The sequence below is a fragment of the Kamptonema animale CS-326 genome, assembly GCF_028330895.1.
GTDB classification, from domain to species: Bacteria; Cyanobacteriota; Cyanobacteriia; order Cyanobacteriales; family Microcoleaceae; genus Kamptonema; species Kamptonema formosum.
The window spans coordinates 15,962-35,680 of the sequence record NZ_JAQMUA010000457.1; the positions used below are offsets into that span (position 1 = coordinate 15,962).

Sequence of the window (19,719 nt, forward strand, 5' to 3'; positions counted from 1 at the left end):
CAAAAATAGAAAATAACCAGGGTTACTGATGTGTTTTCCGACCCATGAGTAATTCTTCTGAAATTCGGAATTTTTGCCTGAGTTTAGCCAGACCAATCTGACATTAAATCAGGAAATTATGGAAACACTAGCATTTACTCATTCCTACGTTACCTACGAAAACCCCGGCCCAGAACTTAAGCTGAGATCCCTTGAGCAACTAGGCTTAAATATTCCCAGTTCTGCATGGATGGGTCTTGCAGGTATTGCAGTTGCTCTATCTGTCTTAACCGTACCTAGTGACGCATACGCCGCCTATGTCCGCACCAATGGCGGTCGGCTAAATGTCCGTTGTGGGCCTGGCATTGCTTATTGCGTACACTCCAAGTTACACAATGGTAGTCATGTCAAGCTCACGGGTCATTATAAGAACGGGTGGGCTCAGATCAAAGGCGGTGGCTGGGTAGCTTCCCAATGGCTAGGCTACGGTCACGCTTCTTCCCATTCCCACAGCCACAAATGCAAGCATTACTATCATTCGTAAATTGAAGGAGCGGAATTAGTTGAACTTTGCTAAGCCCAACCAGTGGGCTTTTTTTTGTGCAATAACTAGCAGACTAGGGACTAGGACTCAGGGCTAGGGAAGAAGGGAAGAAGGCAAAGAGAATATCCTAATGGTCTTGGCGGTTGCTATACTATATAAATTTGCACAAAATTTATTGGTTGAGGGTTAATATAATGGTACTTGAAACCCCATCTATCAAAGCCAAACCAACTGTCACCTGGGAACCCTTACCAGCCAACTTCGTATTACCAGACGATCCTGTGGAGAATATTCAACAACCTTCTCTCGCGGCTGCTCTCACCGATGCACTGGGAGCCGCAGGATATATCCAGCCAGAAATGCTAATTGCCTCTAATTTGGGGCTAGTTGCTACTGTCAATAAAAAGATTGTAGTCAAAGCACCAGACTGGTTTTATGTACCTCAAGTGCATCCTTTAGCAGCGGGAGTCATTCGTCGTAGTTATACTCCTAATACTGATGGTGCTAATGTCGCGATCGTGATGGAGTTTCTCTCAGAAGCAGATGGAGGCGAACTATCAATTCGATCGACTCCCCCCTATGGCAAACTCCACTTTTACGAACAGATTCTTCACGTGCCTACTTATGTCACTTATGACCCCTACGAAGTTAATTTAGAAGTGCGTTATTTGCAAGATGGACGATATGTTTTACATCCAGCAAATGCACAGGGGCGGGTGTGGATTCCACAACTGGAATTAGAGCTGGGAATTTGGTCGGGGCAACGGTTGGGACAAACCATGAACTGGCTGCGCTGGTGGGATAACTCAGGTAATTTGCTGCTATGGAGTTCAGAACAAGCAGAACAGGAACGCCAAAGGGCTGAACAGGAACGCCAAAGGGCTGAACAGGAACACCAAAGGGCTGAACGATTAGCAGCAAAGTTACGTGAATTGGGAATCGATCCCGATTTGCCAGATTGAAAGCTGATGCGCGATCGCGTCTTTATTAATTAAGACACTTTCCATGTATTACACCGTAAGAGCCAAAATTATCTATAAATCAGTATCTTGAGGAGATATCATATCGCTCAACTAGCAGTCTCCCTAGCAGCTTCTCGCAGCCGCTCCACATCCCGCATCGGTGGCGCACCAAAAAGCCGCTTATATTCCCGGTTGAAGTGCGAGGCATCGTCGTACCCCACTCGGTAGGCAGCACTGGTAGCGTCAAGGTTTTCCCCCAGCATCAGACGGCGAGCCTCTTGGAGCCGCAGTTGCTTCTGGAACTGCAAGGGACTCATTGCAGTGACAGACTTGAAGTGATGGTGAAAGCCCGATACACTCATTCCCAGCTCTCGTGCGATGTTTTCAATGCGAAGCGGCTGGTTAAAGTCTTTACGAAGTCGCTCGACAGCTCTGGCAATGTGGTAAGTATAGCCACCCAGAACTGCAATATAACGGAGCCGACTACCTTGCTCGCCCATCAGGAGTCGGTAAATAATTTCCCGCTTAATCAGTGGTGCGAGAATATGAGCTTCAGCAGGGGAATCTAGAAGCCTGACAAGCCGCACCACAGCGTCTAACAGATTGGCATCCAACGGACTTACGTCGATCGCTTTCACATCAGCACGGCTGCGGGATGAGGGATGGCCTGCCTCGACCATCACTGAGCCAACGAGGGTAGGGTCGAGATCGAGGCGAAGACTAAGGTACGGTTGCGCCTTGGACGCTTCCAGAATTTGGCTGACAATCGGCAGTTCTACCGTAGCCAGCAGATAATTCATCGGGTCGTACTGATAGCGATCGCTCCCCAGAAGCACTTCTTTGCTGCCTTGAGCGATCGCACAAAAAGCAGGGATAGAGACACTATGAACGCATTCCGAAGGTGAGGAGGAGCGGTTGAAGTGCAATCCCTTCAGCGGCTCAATCGTCCCATCCTGACGAATAGCCCGTGCAATCCGCTCAGTCAGTTCGCCTCGGTTGGCTTGTGCTCTGTCTGCCTCGCGCTTTGCCTCTTGGTCATTCATTAAAGGGATATCGGACTTTTCACTCGTTTTGGCAGCGTTCATTTCTAAGTTTGCAGGATTGTACAACTATCTTAGACGATCGTTCTATCGCTTAACCTTGAGGATTCCTAAAATGAAGCTAAAGCAATGAAAAACGATTCCAGCTTCTTGTAAGCATCTTGGATTTTTATTTAAGAGAGAACTCACTTTTGATTGGGTAAGAGATGCGCCTAATGACAACCAAATGGTGTCAAGGCTAACCTTGCTTCTTAAAAAATCCCATCCCTATTAATAGAGGAAACGATAAGCGATCGCTCTCTAAGATTGGGCTAGCCACCGAAATTGCATCAAGTGAAGGAATTAAGAAATGGACATTAAACGAAGTGGCTCACAGCCTTCCGCCAAAGGACTGAGTGAATATTTTACCGGCACTGTCCGTATTGACCCCCTGTTCGAGGCACACGATCCAGCACGCACACTTGGTGCCAGTGTCACGTTCGAGCCCAGCGCTCGGACAGCATGGCATAACCACCCATTGGGACAGACCCTAATCGTGACGGCTAGTTGCGGTCTTGCACAGCGCTGGGGCGGTGCGATCGAGCAAATTCGACCAGGGGACGTAATCTGGTTCTCGCCAGGTGAGAAGCATTGGCATGGTGCTACACCAACCACAGCCATGACACACATTGCCATTCAGGAAAAGCTCGACGGCAAGACCGTGGACTGGATGGAGCAGGTCAGCGATGAACAATACCAAACACCAAACGTAAACCAATAGAGGCATCAATTTATGTACAACACGAAAGCTTATTCCGCAGCCAGTGCAACATCACCGCTAGCCTCCGACACGATCGCGCGGCGCGATCCAACCGATCGCGACGTACAGATCGAAATCCTTTTCTGCGGCATCTGCCACTCCGACCTCCATTCGGTGCGTAACGAATGGAGCAGTGTCGTGTCCACAGTCTACCCAATTGTCCCCGGTCATGAGATGGTCGGTCGCGTCACCAAAGTCGGCTCGGCAGTTACCAAGTACAAGGCCGGCGATCTCGCCGCCGTCGGCTGCATGGTTGACTCGGACGGTACTTGCCCCCATTGCAAAGCTGGTCTCGAGCAGTTCTGCCCAAACCTGACTCTCACCTACAACTCCACGGACAAGCACAAGACTGCTCCAGTCACCTATGGTGGCTACTCCGATAGCATCGTCGTCGATGAACGCTTCGTTCTGCGAGTTCCCACCAACCTCGATCTCGCTGGAGTTGCACCACTCCTTTGTGCCGGGATCACAACCTATTCGCCCCTGCGCCACTGGGGAGTCACCAAGGGCAAGAAGGTTGGCGTGGTCGGTCTTGGCGGTCTGGGCCACATGGGCGTGAAGTTCGCCCATGCGTTCGGTGCCCACGTCGTCGTCTTCACCACCTCGCCGGACAAGAAGGAAGATGCGCTCCGCCTCGGTGCCGACGAAGTTGTTGTCTCCCGCAACACCGACGAAATGCAGAAGCACGCTGGCAGCTTCGATTTCATCCTCGATACCGTCTCCGCCAAGCACGACATCAATGCCTATCTCAACCTGCTCCGCCTCGACGGTAACATCACCCTTGTCGGCGCACCTGAGAAGCCTCTGGATGTCTCGGCATTCAGCCTCATCATGGCCCGCCGCAGTCTCTCCGGCTCTAACATCGGCGGCATCGCCGAAACCCAGGAGATGCTGGACTTTTGTGGCGAACATAACATCACCGCCGATGTCGAAGTCATTCCTATCCAGAAGGTCAACGAAGCCTACGAGCGACTGCTCAAGTCCGATGTGAAGTACCGCTTCTGTATCGATATGGCATCCCTTAAATCTGAATAACTGAGGCAGCCCCTAGAAGGAGTAATATTATGTCCGGTCGATTACCATGAATAAAAACCTATGGAAGTATTGGTACGAAAGGAGCGTCATCATGGGCGATCGCGCTTGACATGATATTACTAGCGAAGAAGATGTTCTCTCAAGGAAGTTAGTCAGTTGATCGCTATTATTCCTAAACTGGCTAACCTCACATAGATTTTTGCTGAATTCGCCAACAGTGTCAATTAAGCTTACCACCCCCCATCAGATAGAGCAAAGCCATCCTGACAGCAACACCACTGGTAACTTGTTGGGAAATTAAACTAAATTCGGCATCATCCATCAAGTCAGAACTAATTTCTACACCTCGGTTAACTGGGCCTGGATGTAAAACTTTAACATTGGGTTTGCAGAGCTTAAGGCGATCGCGCGTAATCCCAAACAACTGATGATATTCTCGCAAACTCGGCAACAAATACTGACCCATCCTTTCTTTTTGCAACCGCAAGGCCATCACAAAATCAGCATCTTGTAAAGCAGGTTCAACTTGCCAATGTAAAAATAAATTTCCTTCCCTACCATTGCCACACTCAGCAAATAATAACGGCAACAAAGTAGGTGGCCCCGCCAAATGAACTTCAGCCCCGGTTGCAGTTAAACTCCAAATATTAGACCGAGCTACTCGCGAATGCAGAATATCACCAACAATAGCAATTTTTTTACCAGCTAAATTTTCTAGGCGAGGGTGTTCGGGGTCTAAGAGCGAACAGATAGTAAATAAATCTAACAAACCTTGAGAAGGATGTTCGTGCTGACCATCTCCGGCATTAAGGACGCTTACCTTTGAACCCAAACGATCCATTTCCTGCGCGATCGCCATCGGTACTCCAGCCTGCTCGTGGCGAATTACCATCATATCCGTTCCCATTGCCAAATAAGTCTTCGCCGTATCTAAAATAGTCTCCCCCTTCGTCAGAGAAGAACTTCCCGGCGTAAAATTCAGCGTATCTGCCGACAACCGCTTCGCCGCCAACTCAAAACTATTACGAGTCCGAGTAGAAGGCTCAAAAAATAAATTAGCCACCACTTGACCTTGTAGAGCCGGCACCTTCTTGGTGCGGCGACCAAGCACTTCTCGAAAACTCCCAGCAGTTTGCAGTACCGCGTCGTATTCACCGCGAGTAAAATCAGCAAGAGAGAGAATGTGGCGGCGAGTCCAAACCATAGCCATTTTAGATTTTAGATTTTAGATTTTAGATTGACTACTGTTTCCTGCGGAGCTGTTAAAAACCTCACCGAAATTCATATAAAGAGTTTGGTGGTCGATCGATGAACAGTATCCAGCAATATCAGGCGGCCTTTGCTGCCAGCCTGATTATATTTAGCTTAAATAGTTGCACTCCGCTACCCCCTGAGCTGGGAGAGTCGATTCCCCCGATACCATCACCCCCAGCCACGCCACAGCCTGAAACTATCTATCCCCCAATACTGCCAGCAGTTGAGGCTCCCGTAGGGCCTGATACGGAGACAGTCACCATTTATGGAGTAGACAGTCAGTGCCAAGCTTTGATTCCTGAAGATGTCAACGTTCCGGTAGAACACTCCCTTGAGGCAACAGTGGCACAAGTGTTAGAACAACAGTACACCACAGACTTTGAGTTGAGTTATCGGGTAATTCTCGATCGGCAGAAGAGTTTAGCTATAATAGATTTGCGTATTCCTCCCAACTCCAAACGCCGATTAACCTCTCTTTCCAACTGCGAACAGTTAGCCTTGTTTGGCGGCTTGCGCCAAACCCTCATGGCAAACCGGGGGTGGAAGATTAAAAATGTGCGCTTTACAGAGGAAGGTAAAGAAATTTGGCTCTAGTGTGGCGATCGCGGCCACAATTGCTATATTTTTCGTCATTGAGGCCTAAAGTGTGGTATAGCCCACTCTCAAGATTTAACTTCTTCCTGGTTCCTTGACATTCGCCGAGTAGCTATAACAGCCTGAAGCCGTCAACTCCATGATTAATTCTTTCAACTTAGCCTTAAATCTTCAGTCTTGCTTATACCTACTTGTCAAAAGTAACGATAGTGCGCTAAAAGGTTAGATGGTGACTTTCCAACAAAAATCTACACATAGGCAAAAAGTGAGAGCAGGAAAGTCTTAATTCGAGAGGATTTAAACAATTCAAGAGGTATTATGAGCCAGCAGGTTATACACCCGATGGTCAAATTTCAACGTCAGGTGCAATCACTTGTGAAATCCAACATCATCAAACCGACAGATAGTCTGTGGAAAATCGCTTTACTGTACGGAGACGAGTGGCCGTACTGGAAACAACAACTCCAAGAGTTTGATTTTTCCATGCAAGACCCCGTTAGCGAGTTGCTAGTTGTCGAAGGTTGGGATGAGGACTAGAAAAGTTTTGAGAGATTGCTTCGTGCCTCGCAACGCTATGCGGTTTTGAGTTTTGGGTAACTCTTTTAACTAAAAAGGGTTTCAGTGTACTTTTGGCTAGAGGCAAGCTGCTAAGGCTTCGGCTAGTTTTTTAGCTGTGGGATAGCGATCGCCTGGTTTAGGTTCCGTTGTCCGCGAAATCACAGTCCGCAATTTCGGCGCGATCGTGGGCACCCTTTCCACGTTGAACCCAAAATCTCGACCTCTCTTGCCGTAAAACTTTTGGGGACTTTCCCCCGTTAGCAAAAAAATCAGCGTTGGGCCAATAGCATACAAATCGGATTGACTTAGCGGCTGACCCCGATCCTGTTCCGGGGCAGTGTAGCCCTCAACGCCAATCCGGGTACCAGGGGGTGTCCCTATTTCTTTGACGGCCCCAAAATCGATTACCGCGATCCCATTGTCGCGGTGGCGTACCAGCAAATTAGCAGGCTTAATGTCTCGATGAACGATCGGGGGCTGTTGCGAGTGAATGTAGTCCAACACTTCGCAGGTTTGAATCATCCACTCGATAGCCTGTTGCGGAGTAACCGGCCCCCGCTGATAAATCCGTTTTTCTAAATCTTGACCGTGAAGCATCTCCATCGCCAGATATTTCTTCCCCCCTTCCACAAAAAAGTCAAAAAACTGAGGAATACCTGGATGGTGTAGCGCTTTAAGGGTACGGGCCTCCCTTTCAAAAAGTTCTTGAGCTTTGGCGATTTGGGCCATATCCGCATTCATTTCCTTAAGGACTACCAAAGATGCGGCGGGGGGAATTCCGGGCTGTTGCGATCGCGCCTTCTGGCTATCCCAGGCTAAAGTTGTAGTCCCCATTCCCCCTTGGCCTAAAGTTCGCAACACTTGATATTGGCGAATCGTGCGTTCCACGCTAATTGGTTTGCCACAATGGATGCAGAATAAACTCCCTGGCGGGTTGCCAACATGATTGCAAGTAGGGAGGGGCCCAGGAGTGGGAATTGGGGAGGGAGAATGGGGCAAATTAGCCCATATATCTGAGCTTACCTGGAATTTCAGGATGGGCCCGCCTCGTGCTAGCTGGATCAGGGAACTGTCCGAGACAACACCCTGAGACATCAAAACACCATTGACAAAAGTCCCATTTGTACCCTGATTAACGAGCAACCAAGTGCTGTTAGATGCTGAGTTATTAATTTTTCGTAACTCTAGGTGTTGCCGGGAGACTAGGGAATCGACAATAATAACGTGATTTTCTGGAGAGCGGCCAATGCGAATGATTGACTCGCTATCAAAGATCCAGCGTTGCAGAGGAGTCTGTTTTTGGGGGTCTAAGAGAGTGAGAGTCAACACATTTATAGCTAGGGGCTAGGGGCTAGGGGAAGAAGGGACTAGGGACTAGAGGCTAGGGGCTAGGGAAAGAAGGGAAGAGAATTAAGAGTTTTAGCAATTTAGAGTGTCCTAAACGCCTAAGCGGTTGCTATAGATATAATTTGTTAGTTGATAGTTAATAGCATAGTTGGGAATGCTAGCTTAATTGGGAATTGTAGCTCAATTGGAAGAGCGCTGCGCTATCACTGCCGAGAATGAGAGTTCCAGTCTCCCCTTTCCCACCCAAGGGAGGCTGTAGCTCAAGGGAAGAGCGTGGAATCACAATTTCTAGGGTTGGGGATTCAAATTCTCCTAGTCTTGCATATCTTGGGAACTATAGCTCAATGGAAAAGGGTTTCTATTTCATTGAAGAAGTTGAAGGTTCAAGTCCTTCTAGTCTCTACCCCGTTTAGGGGTGATATTCTGTTTTTTAATCTATTCCTACTCAGGTAGCTAACAGGTGGTTAATATGGATATTCGGCATTGCTGAATATAGGTATGAAAGGTATGAATTCAAGATTTTGGAATTGCTATAAGCCAAGTATAGTGAGTTTTGTAACTTCCGATAAAAGTTGATTCATACCGTCAATCAGCAACGCGGGATATTCAAGCAAAAAAACTAGAAATCTGCCTTGCTGTGTTACAGCAAATTTCCAAGAATTGACGATAATTGGCGAACACGATCGCCTTAAAAGTTTGATCGCAAAAATTTATAAATAAAGAAGGTCGTAAAATTGCCAGTTAGGCTGATAAAAAGCATCAACTTTTGAAAATTTTTAACTGAAACAAATAGCGGAGATTGTCAAGGGAAAATATTATTATATATTCCTGTTAATAAACCGCTAAATTTTGCGTCTTATTGCCACATTTTAATAAACCGATTCCCTGCTATTTTCGCAAAAAAAGTTATAAGCAAATTCATTTTTTTTCATTTAGTCTGTCCTGAATGTGCAGATTTTAACTATGTTTTGGTGCGGGAGGATTTAGTTTAATTACTAAGACCTTAGAGAGTAATCAAACCATTAACGGCGATTATTGGCGATTATTAAGGTGTTGATTGAGACAAATAGAACGGTAGAACGTTGGTATTTTGGTGGCAATCAAATTCAGCCAAATCATGGCTTTTTAGTCGCCAATTTGTTACGTCCCCATTCACATATTCACAGCTTATTTTTGAATATTAATCATTTTGAGTGAGAGTAGCGATCGCTGCTAGAATAATGCGACATACTCAGAAAGATGCAAAAAGCCGACTTGCTCTTACTGTTAAATTAATTTTAGCCAGTTCCCAAATCCAGAAGTAGCGATTTCCCAGCAACCGGAAAAAGAGCGATCGCACGCTTCCCCACCTTAGTTTAATCAAGGTACATCAACTTTTAGCCTTAGCGCTGACGCGATCGCACCTTTAAAACGCACAACGGTTTTGCCTTCTTGCTCTCTAAGACTTAATACCTATAACCCCTGTCTACAAAGGATTATACACGATCGCCAACCTTTAACCCAGGCAAAGCGATCGCGTGCTATGACCCATTTGCTGAAACTGCCATTCAAAAAATTACTTGCCGCCTTCCCATCCCCCGATGCTCACAGAGGCTTTATAAATTTAGTAAACTAAGTTGCTACAGTGAACATACAATAAAATTAAAGGTTAATCATCCGCGCGACCTTCACCCCACTCAACTCCCACCCCGCACCCCGCGTTTTAAGCTAATAGGCATCGAGCGTCATTTCTACAAAGCTCGGAAATGGCATAGCAATTAGGTAAAAGTAGTAAAGGTAGAGGCTTTGCGTACCTGCACTTACTCTGTTCACAAATTGCTCTAAGTCCGAGAGAACATGGGGAAATGGGAAGATGGAGGAGATGGGGAGATAGGGGAGATCATGGAGATATGGGAGTTTTGAGAGATTGCTACAGCAAGCTTCGTTCCTCGCAACGCTTCGCTGTGCATAAGTTTCGAGTTTGAAGAGTAGAAATTCTCCCCCATCCTCCCTATCCTCCCCATCTCCCCCCTCCCCATCCCTCCCATCCTCCCCCACCTCCTGTGCATGAGCCTAAGCGTCAAGTTAACGGTTAACAGTTAACAGTTAACCGTTAACAGTTAATAGTCAAGGGAACTGAAGCTGGCAGGGGATTGCGCGGTCGAAATCGCCAAATTCAGACAAAAAGGATTAAGCGCTACATGGAATTTTCTATCGCTGCACTGCTGGCAAATTTCACAGATGACAAATTAGTTGCCCCGAAAGCTCTGGAGAAAAAACTCGACTGTAACGATTTGACGAGTCAAGCAAAACTTCAGATCGCTTTAGATGCCTTAGAGAAAATTGGCATTTTAGTCAAAGACAAAGGCCGATATCGTCGATTGGTGGAAGAAGACGTAGTAGAAGCAAAACTTCGGTGTTCCAGCAAAGGATTTTGTTTTGCCATTCAGGATACCGAAGGTTCAGAGGATGTTTACGTCCGAGAAAGCCACCTGTCAACTGCTTGGAATGGCGATCGCGTCTTAGTAAAAATCATCAAAGAAGGTAGTCGTCGGCGCTCCCCAGAAGGAGAAGTACAGTTAATTTTAGAACGCGCCAACCCTTCGGTATTAGCGCGAGTCAAGCAAACCAGCAGCCCCACCGGACGTATCGGTTACAGAGCAGTTCCCTTAGACGATCGCCTGCTATTTGAACTCGAACTCTTAGCTAATGGCGTTAACCTCCAAGAAGCGATCGATCATCTAGTTCATGTGGAAGTCCTGCGCTACCCTCTAGGTAGCCATCGACCAGTTGGCAAAGTCGTTCAGGTACTAGGTTCTGACGCTGAAGCCGCCGACGATCTCGATATAGTTTGCTGCAAACACGACCTACCTCGCTCTTTCCCCGCTGTCGTGTTTAGAGCAGTTGAAACTTTGCCTACTAAGCTGAAAAAAACCGAACTCAAAAAGCGGTTAGATTTACGCGGCTTATTAACAGTTAGTTTTGCCAGTTCTGAGTTCTCAATTTTGAGCTTTGACTCAGAAGCTGAAACTCAAAATTCAGAGCAGCCAAATACTCCCTCTACTGTTCAAAACTGTATCGAACACGCTTTTACTCTCGAAGCTACTAAGTCCGGCCAGTGGCGAGTAGGAGTTCACATCGCTGATGCAACTGAGTACGTGCGTCCCGACTCACCAATCGATCGCGAAGCTCGCAAGCGGGGTAACTCAGTACATCTAGCTAAAATGGTTGTGCCAATGTTACCAACGGGAATATCGAGCGATCGCTGCTCTTTGCTACCTGAGCAAGAACGCCTAGCTGTGAGCATATTACTCACCCTCGATCGCTCGGGGGAGCTAGTGGAGTATGAAATTCAACCCAGCGTTATTCAAGTTGACTCCCGCCTCACTTACAGGGAAGCTCAAACAATTCTCGACTCTGCACCCGATGAATCCATTCATCCTGAATGTTTCGTATTGCAACCTTTCCTCAACGAACTCGCAGCCGCCAGCAATGCCACCAAATCTCAGCGGAGAAACCGAGGAGCCTTTGAATTAAACCTGCCGGATACCACTTGCCACTATGACGATGAGGGAGAATTAGGAGCTTTTACTGTGAATAATGCTACCCCCATTCAGTCTGTGGTAGCTCAGTTAGTTGTACTAGCAAATCAAGCCGTTGCCACCCATTTACAAGCTTTGGGAGTACCCGGAATTTATCGCGTCCAGCCAACTCCAGACCCCGCCGATGTACTGGAATTGGTGAAGCTTTCGAGCAATTTGGGCTGCGATTTGTATATGGAAAACGAAGAGGAAGTGCAACCCCTAGACTTTCAGCGATTTAGCGATCAGTTTGCGCGATCGAAGGCCGAGAGAGTGCTTTCATATTTATTGGAAGATACTTTGAAACCAGCGGTTTATAGCACTGCACCCAAACCTCATTTTGGTTTAGCGCTAACTGATGGTTACGCTCATTGCGCCTCGCCACTATCCCGCTATGCGGATTTGTTAAATTTGCGAGTGTTACAGGCCGTCTTTGAACAAGGACGCGATCGCCGTACTACTCGCGCTAAGGAAAGAGTGAATTTACATCACTCCTCTTGCGCTGGTCAAATTAATTGGAATGTTTTACCCCCCGAAGTTCATCACGAGTTTGAAGCTCAATTTGCCTCAGTAGTCGTGCATTTAAGCGAACGCGAAAGAGTGGCCCAAGATGCAGAAAATGATTTGGAGGGACTCAATAAAACTGGATTGATGAAGGAACGCACTGGTCAAACTTTCCAAGGTTTGATTACTGGCGTACAATCTTACGGTTTCTTTGTGGAAATCGAGATTGTAGTAGATGAGGAAACTCTACGAGTAGAGGGACTGGTTCATGTTTCTTCGCTTAAGGACGATTGGTATGAGTATCGATCGCGCCAGCAGACTCTCGTAGGTCGCAAAAATCGCAATCAATACCGCTTAGGCGATCGCGTGGAAGTTCAGGTCAAGAGTGTTGATTATTATCGCCAGCAAATTGATTTAGTAGCAGTTGGCGGCGGTAGTGAGGCTTTTTATGACAGCGATGATTAAGGAATTGCTAATTGCTAATTGCTAATTGGTAATTGCTAATTGCTAATTGCTAGTTAGTCACTTTGTCATTGCGAGCTCCGCGAAGCAATCCCAAAGTCTTAATGATTGCCTCGCGGAGCTCGCAATGACAGATATAGCAACTGCCAAGGCGGCGCTGGACACAATCGATTGCGAAAAACCTCCTGTCTCCTGTATAACAACTAACAGATGACTAATAATAAACCTCTAATCGTAGGAGTAACTGGTGCATCAGGTTTAATCTATGCAGTGCGAACTTTAAAGTTTTTATTGCAAGCTGATTTCTCAGTTGAACTGGTTGCTTCTAAATCTACTTATATGGTTTGGCAAAGCGAACAGAACATCCGAATGCCCGCAGAAACATCTCTTCAGGAGGAATTTTGGCGCGAGCAAGCTGGAGAAGAAAAAGGAGGAAAACTCCACTGTCATCCTTGGCAAGATATAGGAGCTAATATTGCAAGTGGTTCGTTTCCCACTTTAGGAATGATTGTGATACCGTGTAGTATGAGTACGGTGGGAAAATTAGCGGCTGGGTTGAGTTCAGATTTGCTGGAAAGAGCGGCAGATGTACAACTTAAGGAGGGGCGAAAATTGGTGCTAGTACCTCGCGAAACGCCTTTGAGTTTAATTCACCTCCGAAATTTGACGGCTTTGGCAGAAGTGGGAGTTAGAATTGTTCCAGCGGTTCCTGCTTGGTATCATAATCCTCAGACAATTGAAGATTTGGTGGATTTTGTGGTAGCTCGTGCCTTAGATCAGTTGGATATTGACTGCGTTCCCATCAAACGGTGGAAACAAGATTAAAATGGTTAATAGTTAACTGTTAACTGTTAACTGTTAACTGTTGGTTCTTAGGATACAATTAAACGTAGGATGAGTACTCGTCGCAAAAAAAGCTTGTAACTAATAGCTAAATTCAATTAAAAATTAAAAGTTGAAAATTAAAAAGGAAATTAATTGAATTTTTAATTTTACATTTTTAATTATTGAGAGAGACAAGCGCCCACCTTACAAGTTATAGAAGTGTTTATTTATATCCAACTACTTATTACTATTACAATTTAGGTGTGTAACAGCTTAGTAGTTGTTGTTAGGTAACAACAAGTGTGACAGATATAAAGTTTTTTACCAATTACCAATTACCAATTACCAATTACCAATTACCAATTACCAATTAGAAAAAAAATGTCTATCGCGCGGCTTGTACTATTTTTAGTAATTATTGGAGGTCTGACGCTTTTTATCCTGCAAAATGCGTCGTTTTCGTTATCGCTGGTCTTTCTAGGGGTGCGATCGCAAACTCTACCCCTATCAATCTGGATTCTGATTAGTCTAGCAGCGGGAGTAACCACATCATTTTTGATTTCTGGTTTGTTGACCTTCTCCAATTATTTAGCTGAAAAAGAATGGCGGACTCGGAATGCAGGCCGTAGAAGTCCCGATAGTTTCTCTGGCGGTACCAATCCAGTAACGCCTCCACCTTCTCCCAGAAAGCCTGATTTAGATCCTTCTGTTGCTAATTGGCAAACTAAGGAAACTGAGGTAAGTTATTCCCAGAGGAGTGAGAATGCAACCCCAAGCAAGTACAATGTACAGACATTTGTGCAGGAAGTGTCTCAAGTTTTCTCGTCTAATTTTAATGCAGGGGCGGGCTCATTTAGCAGCCAAAAGAGCGATGGTGGTAGGGAAAATGTAGAGGTTATAAGTCCAAATGAAGACATTGATGATGATTGGGTGGAGGTTGGCGATGGCCTTAGCAGTCAAAGTGGTGATGATGATTGGGGAGATGAGGAAGAGCAGCAACCCTTATCTAAGAATGAGGATATACAGCAAAAACCGATTAATTACGAATCCCCGCAAGAACCGAAAAGTCAATCATGGTCTGGTTCTGTTTATTCTTATGGTTATCGTGAACCTAGAAATACAGGGGTGGGTAAAACTGAATCCGTCTACGATGCCGATTTTCGCCTGATTACACCGCCTTATACGCCACCGCCTTATACGCCGCCACCTTATACGCCGCCATCTCAGAGTGATGATTGGGAAAAGTCAACGAATAATGATGATGATGAGGATTGGGGTTTGGGAGAAGATGACGAGTTTGGTGACGATCGCTCTTTGGATTTGCGTAAGCGCGATCGCAGTTAATTCGATTAAAGATTGTATAACTGATGCAAAACCATTAGTAACGCTGCCATCTTGGCGGTAAAATAACCGCCAAGATGGCGGCGTTACGTAAACTGTGAGTAAATCCGATCGAAGATTAGGAAAATAGTGAAGGAATTGGCAATGGATTTATTAAGAGGAGTAAATCTCTATCTCGTCGGTATGATGGGTGCAGGGAAAACAACAGTAGGGCGGTGGTTGGCATCGGAGCTAGGCTATCATTTTTTTGATACTGATGATGTAATTTCAAAAGCAGCTAATCTATCTATTAGTGAAATTTTTGCTAGAGATGGAGAAGAAGCATTTCGCCAGTTAGAAAGTCAAGTGCTTGGGGAACTTTCGGCTTATAAAAAGCTAATCGTAGCAACGGGCGGCGGCATTGTCTTGCGGCAGATGAACTGGAGCTATCTTCATCACGGGATTGTGGTATGGCTGGATGTACCTGTGGAAGAACTTTGCGATCGCTTGCGAGAGGATAATTCTCGGCCTCTCCTGCGCGAGGGGGAACCCAGAGCGATACTGCAAAATATCCTTAACCAGAGGCAGCGTTTCTACGCCCAAGCAGATGTCCGAGTTGCTGTAGGGAGCGAAACACCTGAAGCTGTGGGAATGCGCGTAATTGAAGAATTGCAAAAAGTGGTTAAAAAGGGGACTGAGGATTAGGAGGTGGGAGCGGGGGAGATGGGGGGCAGAGGAGCAGAGGCGCAGAGGCGACTGGGAAGGCAAAAGGATTTAGTGTTCTAGGAGAGGTTCAAGACGTTAGCTGAATGCTAACGCACAAGAAAAGCAAAATTCTCCTCATCCTCCCCATCTCCCTCATCTCCCCCATCTCCCCCATCTCCCCCCGCTCCCCTACCCTTCCCAACAAAAGTGCCCCACTGCTGAAAGGCTGTAGGGCGCAAGGACAGTTAAACGCTTCTTTAATTCTCGGCAAATCTACCATGAATACGATCGCTCATTGTGACGATTTTCAGAGTGTCCATTCAAACAGATTGCAGCGTATCAAAAAATGTAACGCAGCCTTTACAAAACTACACTTGCTATAGCTTGTTAGTAATACCTCATGCAATTTTTGTTAGCAGCTTCGCAGGCTGCTTTTTTTCTATTATCACTCTTGCAGAACTTTTCAGGATTCCCATGATAATTAATTTCTCTTCAATTAGCCATTAGCCATTAGCCATTAGCAATTACCAATTAGCAATTACCAATTAGCCATTAGCCATCAACTCTTTTAAAAGTAGAGCTTTGCTGCCCCTCCAAATCCGAATCCAGCAAGAGAAACAACTGTCAAAATCCAGAAAGCCTGCCACTTTTGAAAACCTGATGTCTGAATATCGAGTCTGGCTAGAGATCCTGCGGAAAGTAGGATTAAACCGGTGGCAAAAAGGTGCAGCCAGGCGACAACTACCACTGCAAAAAAAGCAGTAGTAATGATGGAAATAAAAGCTCCGACATCAGTTCTAAACCATCTAAATATTAATCTTTTCATATGGTTTAGGGGAGCAGTTAATACCCCACATAACAGGAAGATGGCAACTACAGCTAAAAACCAAACTGTTAGGTGAGTATCAGATTTGGATAGATTCCAGCCAAAGGTGCTATAAGTAACGAAAAGTATTGCTAGAGAACTCCAAGGAAGTTTCTTCACGGCTTTTGAGTCACCAAGATTAACCTCTAAAGGTTGGTGGAAATAGCCTGAACAGGACAGGTAGGAATGCACTGTTCGCAAACGATACAGCGCGATCGCGTAAAGGTTAGTTTAAATGTTTCTTTGTCTAAGGTCAAGGCTTCTGTGGGACAAACGCCGGTACAGAGCCCACAGTGTACGCAGATGTCTTCGTCAATTAGTATCTCTCGACTGGCGAGGGATACGGTAATATTCTGCGATCGCATCCAGTCTATGGCTGCGTCTAACTGGTCGATATCTCCCGCCAACTCTAGTACGAGTTTGCCTATTTGATTTGGGGCTACCTGAGCTCGGATAATATTGGCAGCTACATTAAAATCCTTTGCCAGTCGATAGGTGACGGGCATACGGATTGAGCGTTGGGGAAAGGTCAGCGTTACCCGTTTTTTCACGCTCTATGTCCTCTATATTCACAATTAATCTGTCTCTACTTCTGTTTTACCGCATTTCCGACTGGATCGGAACTTAATTAATATGGCAATCCAGAGGTTTTTCTATTGTTTGTTGCTGAGGTACAATTTGTCCCCAAATTATGGTACACTCTTAAATGAGAAACTTAATCAACTTAAGCAATCTCTATTACTGTTAAAAAAAGCACAATTAAAATTGCAATACTTCAATGAGTCCTAATTCACAAGAATCAACCCCTACGGCTGCAAGTCAGAAGTTGGAATCGAACACAGCAAAACGGCTGAGAAACTTATTGATTATTTTGGCAGCGATCGCATTGGGGATTTCCCTGTTCTTGGGACTGCAAATCGAAACACCATCAAATGCTCTAACGGAGATGGCAGAAGCATCGACACCGCTAGAAGTTGCTGTTAGCAACGGTAAGCCGACTCTGGTAGAATTTTATGCCAATTGGTGTGGTAGCTGTCAGGCGATGGCAAAAGATATGAGCGAAGTTAAGGAAAAATACAGCGATCGCATAAATTTTGCGATGTTGAATGTAGATAATAACAAATGGTTGCCAGAGGTGCTCAAATACAGAGTGGATGGCATTCCCCACTTTGTATTTTTGAGCGATAAAGGAGATGCGATCGCTCAGACTATAGGCGAAGCCCCACGCAATATAATGGAATCAAATTTAGAAGCTTTAATTGCTGGTAAAGCCTTACCCTACGCGGAAGCTACAGGTCAAGTTTCCAGTTTTAAACCACCAGTAACTCCTTCCAAAGCTAGCACAGCAGATCCGCGATCGCACGGCAGCCAAGTTCAGTAAGATTAAGTATTAATATATCTGAAGGAAGAGCGAAGACGGAAGGCGGAAGACGGAAAATGCAATAACACCAAGAGTTTCAGCAATAACCTCCTAACCGTCCAGGCGGTTGATAAAATTAAATAATTTAATCTGGAGTATGTAGTTGGGGTGCGATCGCTAAAACCTCACTACATCCAAAATGGTTAAGTTATTTAATCGTAGTGAAAAGTCAACAATCACTGAGGAATTTTGACAGATGGCGACTGACAAAACTGGACTAAGCATCAGCGCGATCGCAATTCGCCGCCACATCGGGACAATCATGCTCACCCTCGCGATCGCAATTGTGGGCCTATTTTACATCACTCAACTCCCCGTCGATCTCCTCCCCTCCATCACCTATCCCCGCATCGGCGTGCGCCTTGAGGCCCCCGGAATCTCCCCAGAAGTAGCAGTTGACGAAATCACCCGCCCCCTAGAACAAGGACTCTCAGCCACCGAAGGAGTCACCCAAGTCTTCTCCCGTACCCGCGAAGGCCAAGTTAGCGTCGATTTATTCTTCAAACCAGGAGGAAACATCGACCAAGCCCTCAACGACGCAACCGCCGCCGTCAACCGCATCCGCAACCAACTTCCAGATACAGTTGAAGCCCCCAGATTATTTAAAGTTGACCCCTCCCAGCAGCCAGTTTACGAATTTGGCCTCACCTCAGACTCCTTGCGGGGAGTCGATTTGCGCGTATTTGCTGACGAAGAACTCGCGCGCGAACTCAACGTCATACCAGGCTTAGCCGCCGTTGACGTTTCCGGCGGCGTACAAGAAGAAATCCAAGTTAACCTCGACTTAAATCGCCTGCAAGCCTTGGGAGTCAACGTTTCTGACGTACTCTCCACCCTCGAAGACCGCAACCAAGACACCTCCGGCGGTAGACTACAACAAGAATCCGGCGAACCCTTAACGCGGACAATAGGGCGCTTTCAAAATGCCAGCGAAATCCGCGATCTTTCCTTCCAAATCGCAGGTTCTAATCCCCCCAAACGAGTTTATATCCGCGACTTTGCCGAAGTCATAGATGGTACTGAAGAAGAACGAGTTAAAGTATTTCTCAATCAGAAACCCGCAGTAAAAATCAGCATTCAGAAGCAGCCAGATGCCAATACCATCACAGTTGTAGATGGTATTAAAAAGCGCCTCGAAGAGTTGAGAAAGTCGGGGATAATTACCCCGGACATGGCGATTACAACCACCCTTGATGAATCAAAATTCATCCGGGATTCTATTTCCAATGTATTGTTTTCAGGTTTAAGCGGATCTGCCTTAGCTGGTATTGCCGTGTTACTTTTCCTGGGTTCTCTACGACAGACCCTAATTATTGTCCTGGCAATTCCCCTAGCCACACTCACGGCTATTATTTTGATGGGACTGTTTCATCTGTCTATTAACATCTTCAGTTTAGGCGGTTTAGCCTTGGGTGTTGGGATTGTCGTAGACAACTCAATTGTGATGTTAGAAAATATAGTTGAGGGAGTTAATAAAAACAAAAGCAAAACAACTAACGGCAAAAGAACAAGCATCCTTGATGCAGCCGAAAAAAGTAGTCAAGAACTAGAATCAGCTTTATTTGCCTCTACTGCTACCAACTTAGTTGCGGTACTCCCATTTTTGCTAGTAGGCGGCTTTATCTCCTTACTTTTCAACGAGTTAATTCTGACAATTACTTTCGCCGTAGCTGCTTCTTTAATTGTCGGTTTAACCATTGTCCCGATGATGACTTCTCGGCTATTAGCTGTGAGAGTTTCAAGCGGTGTGGGCAAATTTTGGGCCTTGCGGGCATTTAATCGAGCCTTCCACAGCGCTACATTAGGCTACGGCAGATTTTTAGGAGCAATTCTGCGGTGGCGGTTAATAATAATTGTACTTGCTATTGTTATTTTGGGTTTCAGTAGTTTGCAGATGGTTGGTCAAATTCCCCAAGAAATTTTACCCAGAATTAATACTGGTCAAG

At 45.9% G+C, this 19,719-nt stretch carries 18 protein-coding genes and 1 tRNA gene; 14 read left to right on the forward strand and 5 right to left on the reverse strand.

What is annotated here, in order from left to right; all coding sequences use genetic code 11:
* Nucleotides 1–118: 118 nt before the first annotated feature.
* Nucleotides 119–523 (forward strand): SH3 domain-containing protein, encoded by a 405-nt coding sequence (locus PN499_RS26905; RefSeq protein WP_272036344.1) that lies wholly within the window; start codon nt 119–121, stop codon nt 521–523.
* Between the two features lie 194 nt (nt 524–717).
* Nucleotides 718–1,485: a Uma2 family endonuclease gene (locus PN499_RS26910; RefSeq protein ID WP_272036346.1), complete on the forward strand. Its 768-nt coding sequence runs from the start codon at nt 718–720 to the stop codon at nt 1,483–1,485.
* A gap of 107 nt (nt 1,486–1,592) precedes the next feature.
* Here the strand turns inward: PN499_RS26910 and PN499_RS26915 are convergent, their stop codons facing one another.
* Nucleotides 1,593–2,570 (reverse strand): AraC family transcriptional regulator, encoded by a 978-nt coding sequence (locus PN499_RS26915; RefSeq protein WP_272036348.1) that lies wholly within the window; start codon nt 2,568–2,570, stop codon nt 1,593–1,595.
* 304 nt (nt 2,571–2,874) lie between these two features.
* Between PN499_RS26915 and PN499_RS29780 the strand changes: the two genes are divergently transcribed.
* Both PN499_RS29780 and PN499_RS26925 read left to right on the forward strand, forming a co-directional pair.
* Nucleotides 2,875–3,285: a (R)-mandelonitrile lyase gene (locus tag PN499_RS29780; RefSeq protein WP_465249976.1), complete on the forward strand. Its 411-nt coding sequence runs from the start codon at nt 2,875–2,877 to the stop codon at nt 3,283–3,285.
* 12 nt (nt 3,286–3,297) lie between these two features.
* Entirely contained in the window at nt 3,298–4,359 is a 1,062-nt protein-coding gene (locus tag PN499_RS26925) for an NAD(P)-dependent alcohol dehydrogenase (protein ID WP_272036352.1), read from the forward strand.
* A 220-nt stretch (nt 4,360–4,579) separates the two neighbouring features.
* Here the strand turns inward: PN499_RS26925 and PN499_RS26930 are convergent, their stop codons facing one another.
* Nucleotides 4,580–5,569: an aspartate carbamoyltransferase catalytic subunit gene (locus PN499_RS26930; RefSeq protein WP_272036354.1), complete on the reverse strand. Its 990-nt coding sequence runs from the start codon at nt 5,567–5,569 to the stop codon at nt 4,580–4,582.
* A 98-nt stretch (nt 5,570–5,667) separates the two neighbouring features.
* Between PN499_RS26930 and PN499_RS26935 the strand changes: the two genes are divergently transcribed.
* Complete coding sequence (locus PN499_RS26935; protein ID WP_272036356.1) at nt 5,668–6,207, forward strand: hypothetical protein; 540 nt, start codon at nt 5,668–5,670, stop codon at nt 6,205–6,207.
* A gap of 318 nt (nt 6,208–6,525) precedes the next feature.
* Entirely contained in the window at nt 6,526–6,744 is a 219-nt protein-coding gene (locus PN499_RS26940; protein ID WP_019487428.1) for a DUF4327 family protein, read from the forward strand.
* A gap of 96 nt (nt 6,745–6,840) precedes the next feature.
* Here the strand turns inward: PN499_RS26940 and PN499_RS26945 are convergent, their stop codons facing one another.
* A complete protein-coding gene (locus PN499_RS26945; protein ID WP_272036358.1) occupies nt 6,841–8,094 on the reverse strand; it encodes a protein kinase domain-containing protein in 1,254 nt (417 codons plus the stop codon).
* A gap of 267 nt (nt 8,095–8,361) precedes the next feature.
* Between PN499_RS26945 and PN499_RS26950 the strand changes: the two genes are divergently transcribed.
* The 6 genes from PN499_RS26950 (at nt 8,362) to PN499_RS26975 (ending at nt 15,488) form a co-directional block, all read left to right on the forward strand.
* Nucleotides 8,362–8,433, forward strand: a tRNA-Cys gene (locus tag PN499_RS26950).
* 714 nt (nt 8,434–9,147) lie between these two features.
* Nucleotides 9,148–9,309 carry a hypothetical protein gene (locus PN499_RS26955; protein ID WP_272036361.1) on the forward strand — a complete coding sequence of 54 codons (162 nt, stop codon included), beginning with the start codon at nt 9,148–9,150 and terminating at the stop codon, nt 9,307–9,309.
* Between the two features lie 983 nt (nt 9,310–10,292).
* Nucleotides 10,293–12,641, forward strand: coding sequence for a ribonuclease R family protein (locus PN499_RS26960; RefSeq protein ID WP_272036363.1), 2,349 nt, complete (start codon nt 10,293–10,295; stop codon nt 12,639–12,641).
* A gap of 207 nt (nt 12,642–12,848) precedes the next feature.
* Nucleotides 12,849–13,463: a flavin prenyltransferase UbiX gene (locus PN499_RS26965; protein ID WP_272036365.1), complete on the forward strand. Its 615-nt coding sequence runs from the start codon at nt 12,849–12,851 to the stop codon at nt 13,461–13,463.
* Between the two features lie 381 nt (nt 13,464–13,844).
* Nucleotides 13,845–14,807 carry a LapA family protein gene (locus tag PN499_RS26970; protein WP_272036367.1) on the forward strand — a complete coding sequence of 321 codons (963 nt, stop codon included), beginning with the start codon at nt 13,845–13,847 and terminating at the stop codon, nt 14,805–14,807.
* Nucleotides 14,808–14,948: 141 nt separating this feature from the next.
* Nucleotides 14,949–15,488 (forward strand): shikimate kinase, encoded by a 540-nt coding sequence (locus PN499_RS26975; protein ID WP_272036369.1) that lies wholly within the window; start codon nt 14,949–14,951, stop codon nt 15,486–15,488.
* 568 nt (nt 15,489–16,056) lie between these two features.
* On the opposite strand, the gene PN499_RS26980 is transcribed toward PN499_RS26975, so the two are convergent.
* Nucleotides 16,057–16,473 (reverse strand): hypothetical protein, encoded by a 417-nt coding sequence (locus PN499_RS26980; RefSeq protein ID WP_272036371.1) that lies wholly within the window; start codon nt 16,471–16,473, stop codon nt 16,057–16,059.
* Nucleotides 16,474–16,499: 26 nt separating this feature from the next.
* Entirely contained in the window at nt 16,500–16,904 is a 405-nt protein-coding gene (locus tag PN499_RS26985; protein ID WP_007357668.1) for an NIL domain-containing protein, read from the reverse strand.
* Nucleotides 16,905–17,131: 227 nt separating this feature from the next.
* Between PN499_RS26985 and PN499_RS26990 the strand changes: the two genes are divergently transcribed.
* Nucleotides 17,132–17,734, forward strand: a complete 603-nt coding sequence (locus tag PN499_RS26990) for a thioredoxin family protein (RefSeq protein ID WP_272036373.1) — start codon at nt 17,132–17,134, stop codon at nt 17,732–17,734.
* A 235-nt stretch (nt 17,735–17,969) separates the two neighbouring features.
* Nucleotides 17,970–19,719 (forward strand): efflux RND transporter permease subunit (locus tag PN499_RS26995; RefSeq protein ID WP_272036375.1); only part of this gene is annotated, 1,750 nt, incomplete at its 3' end.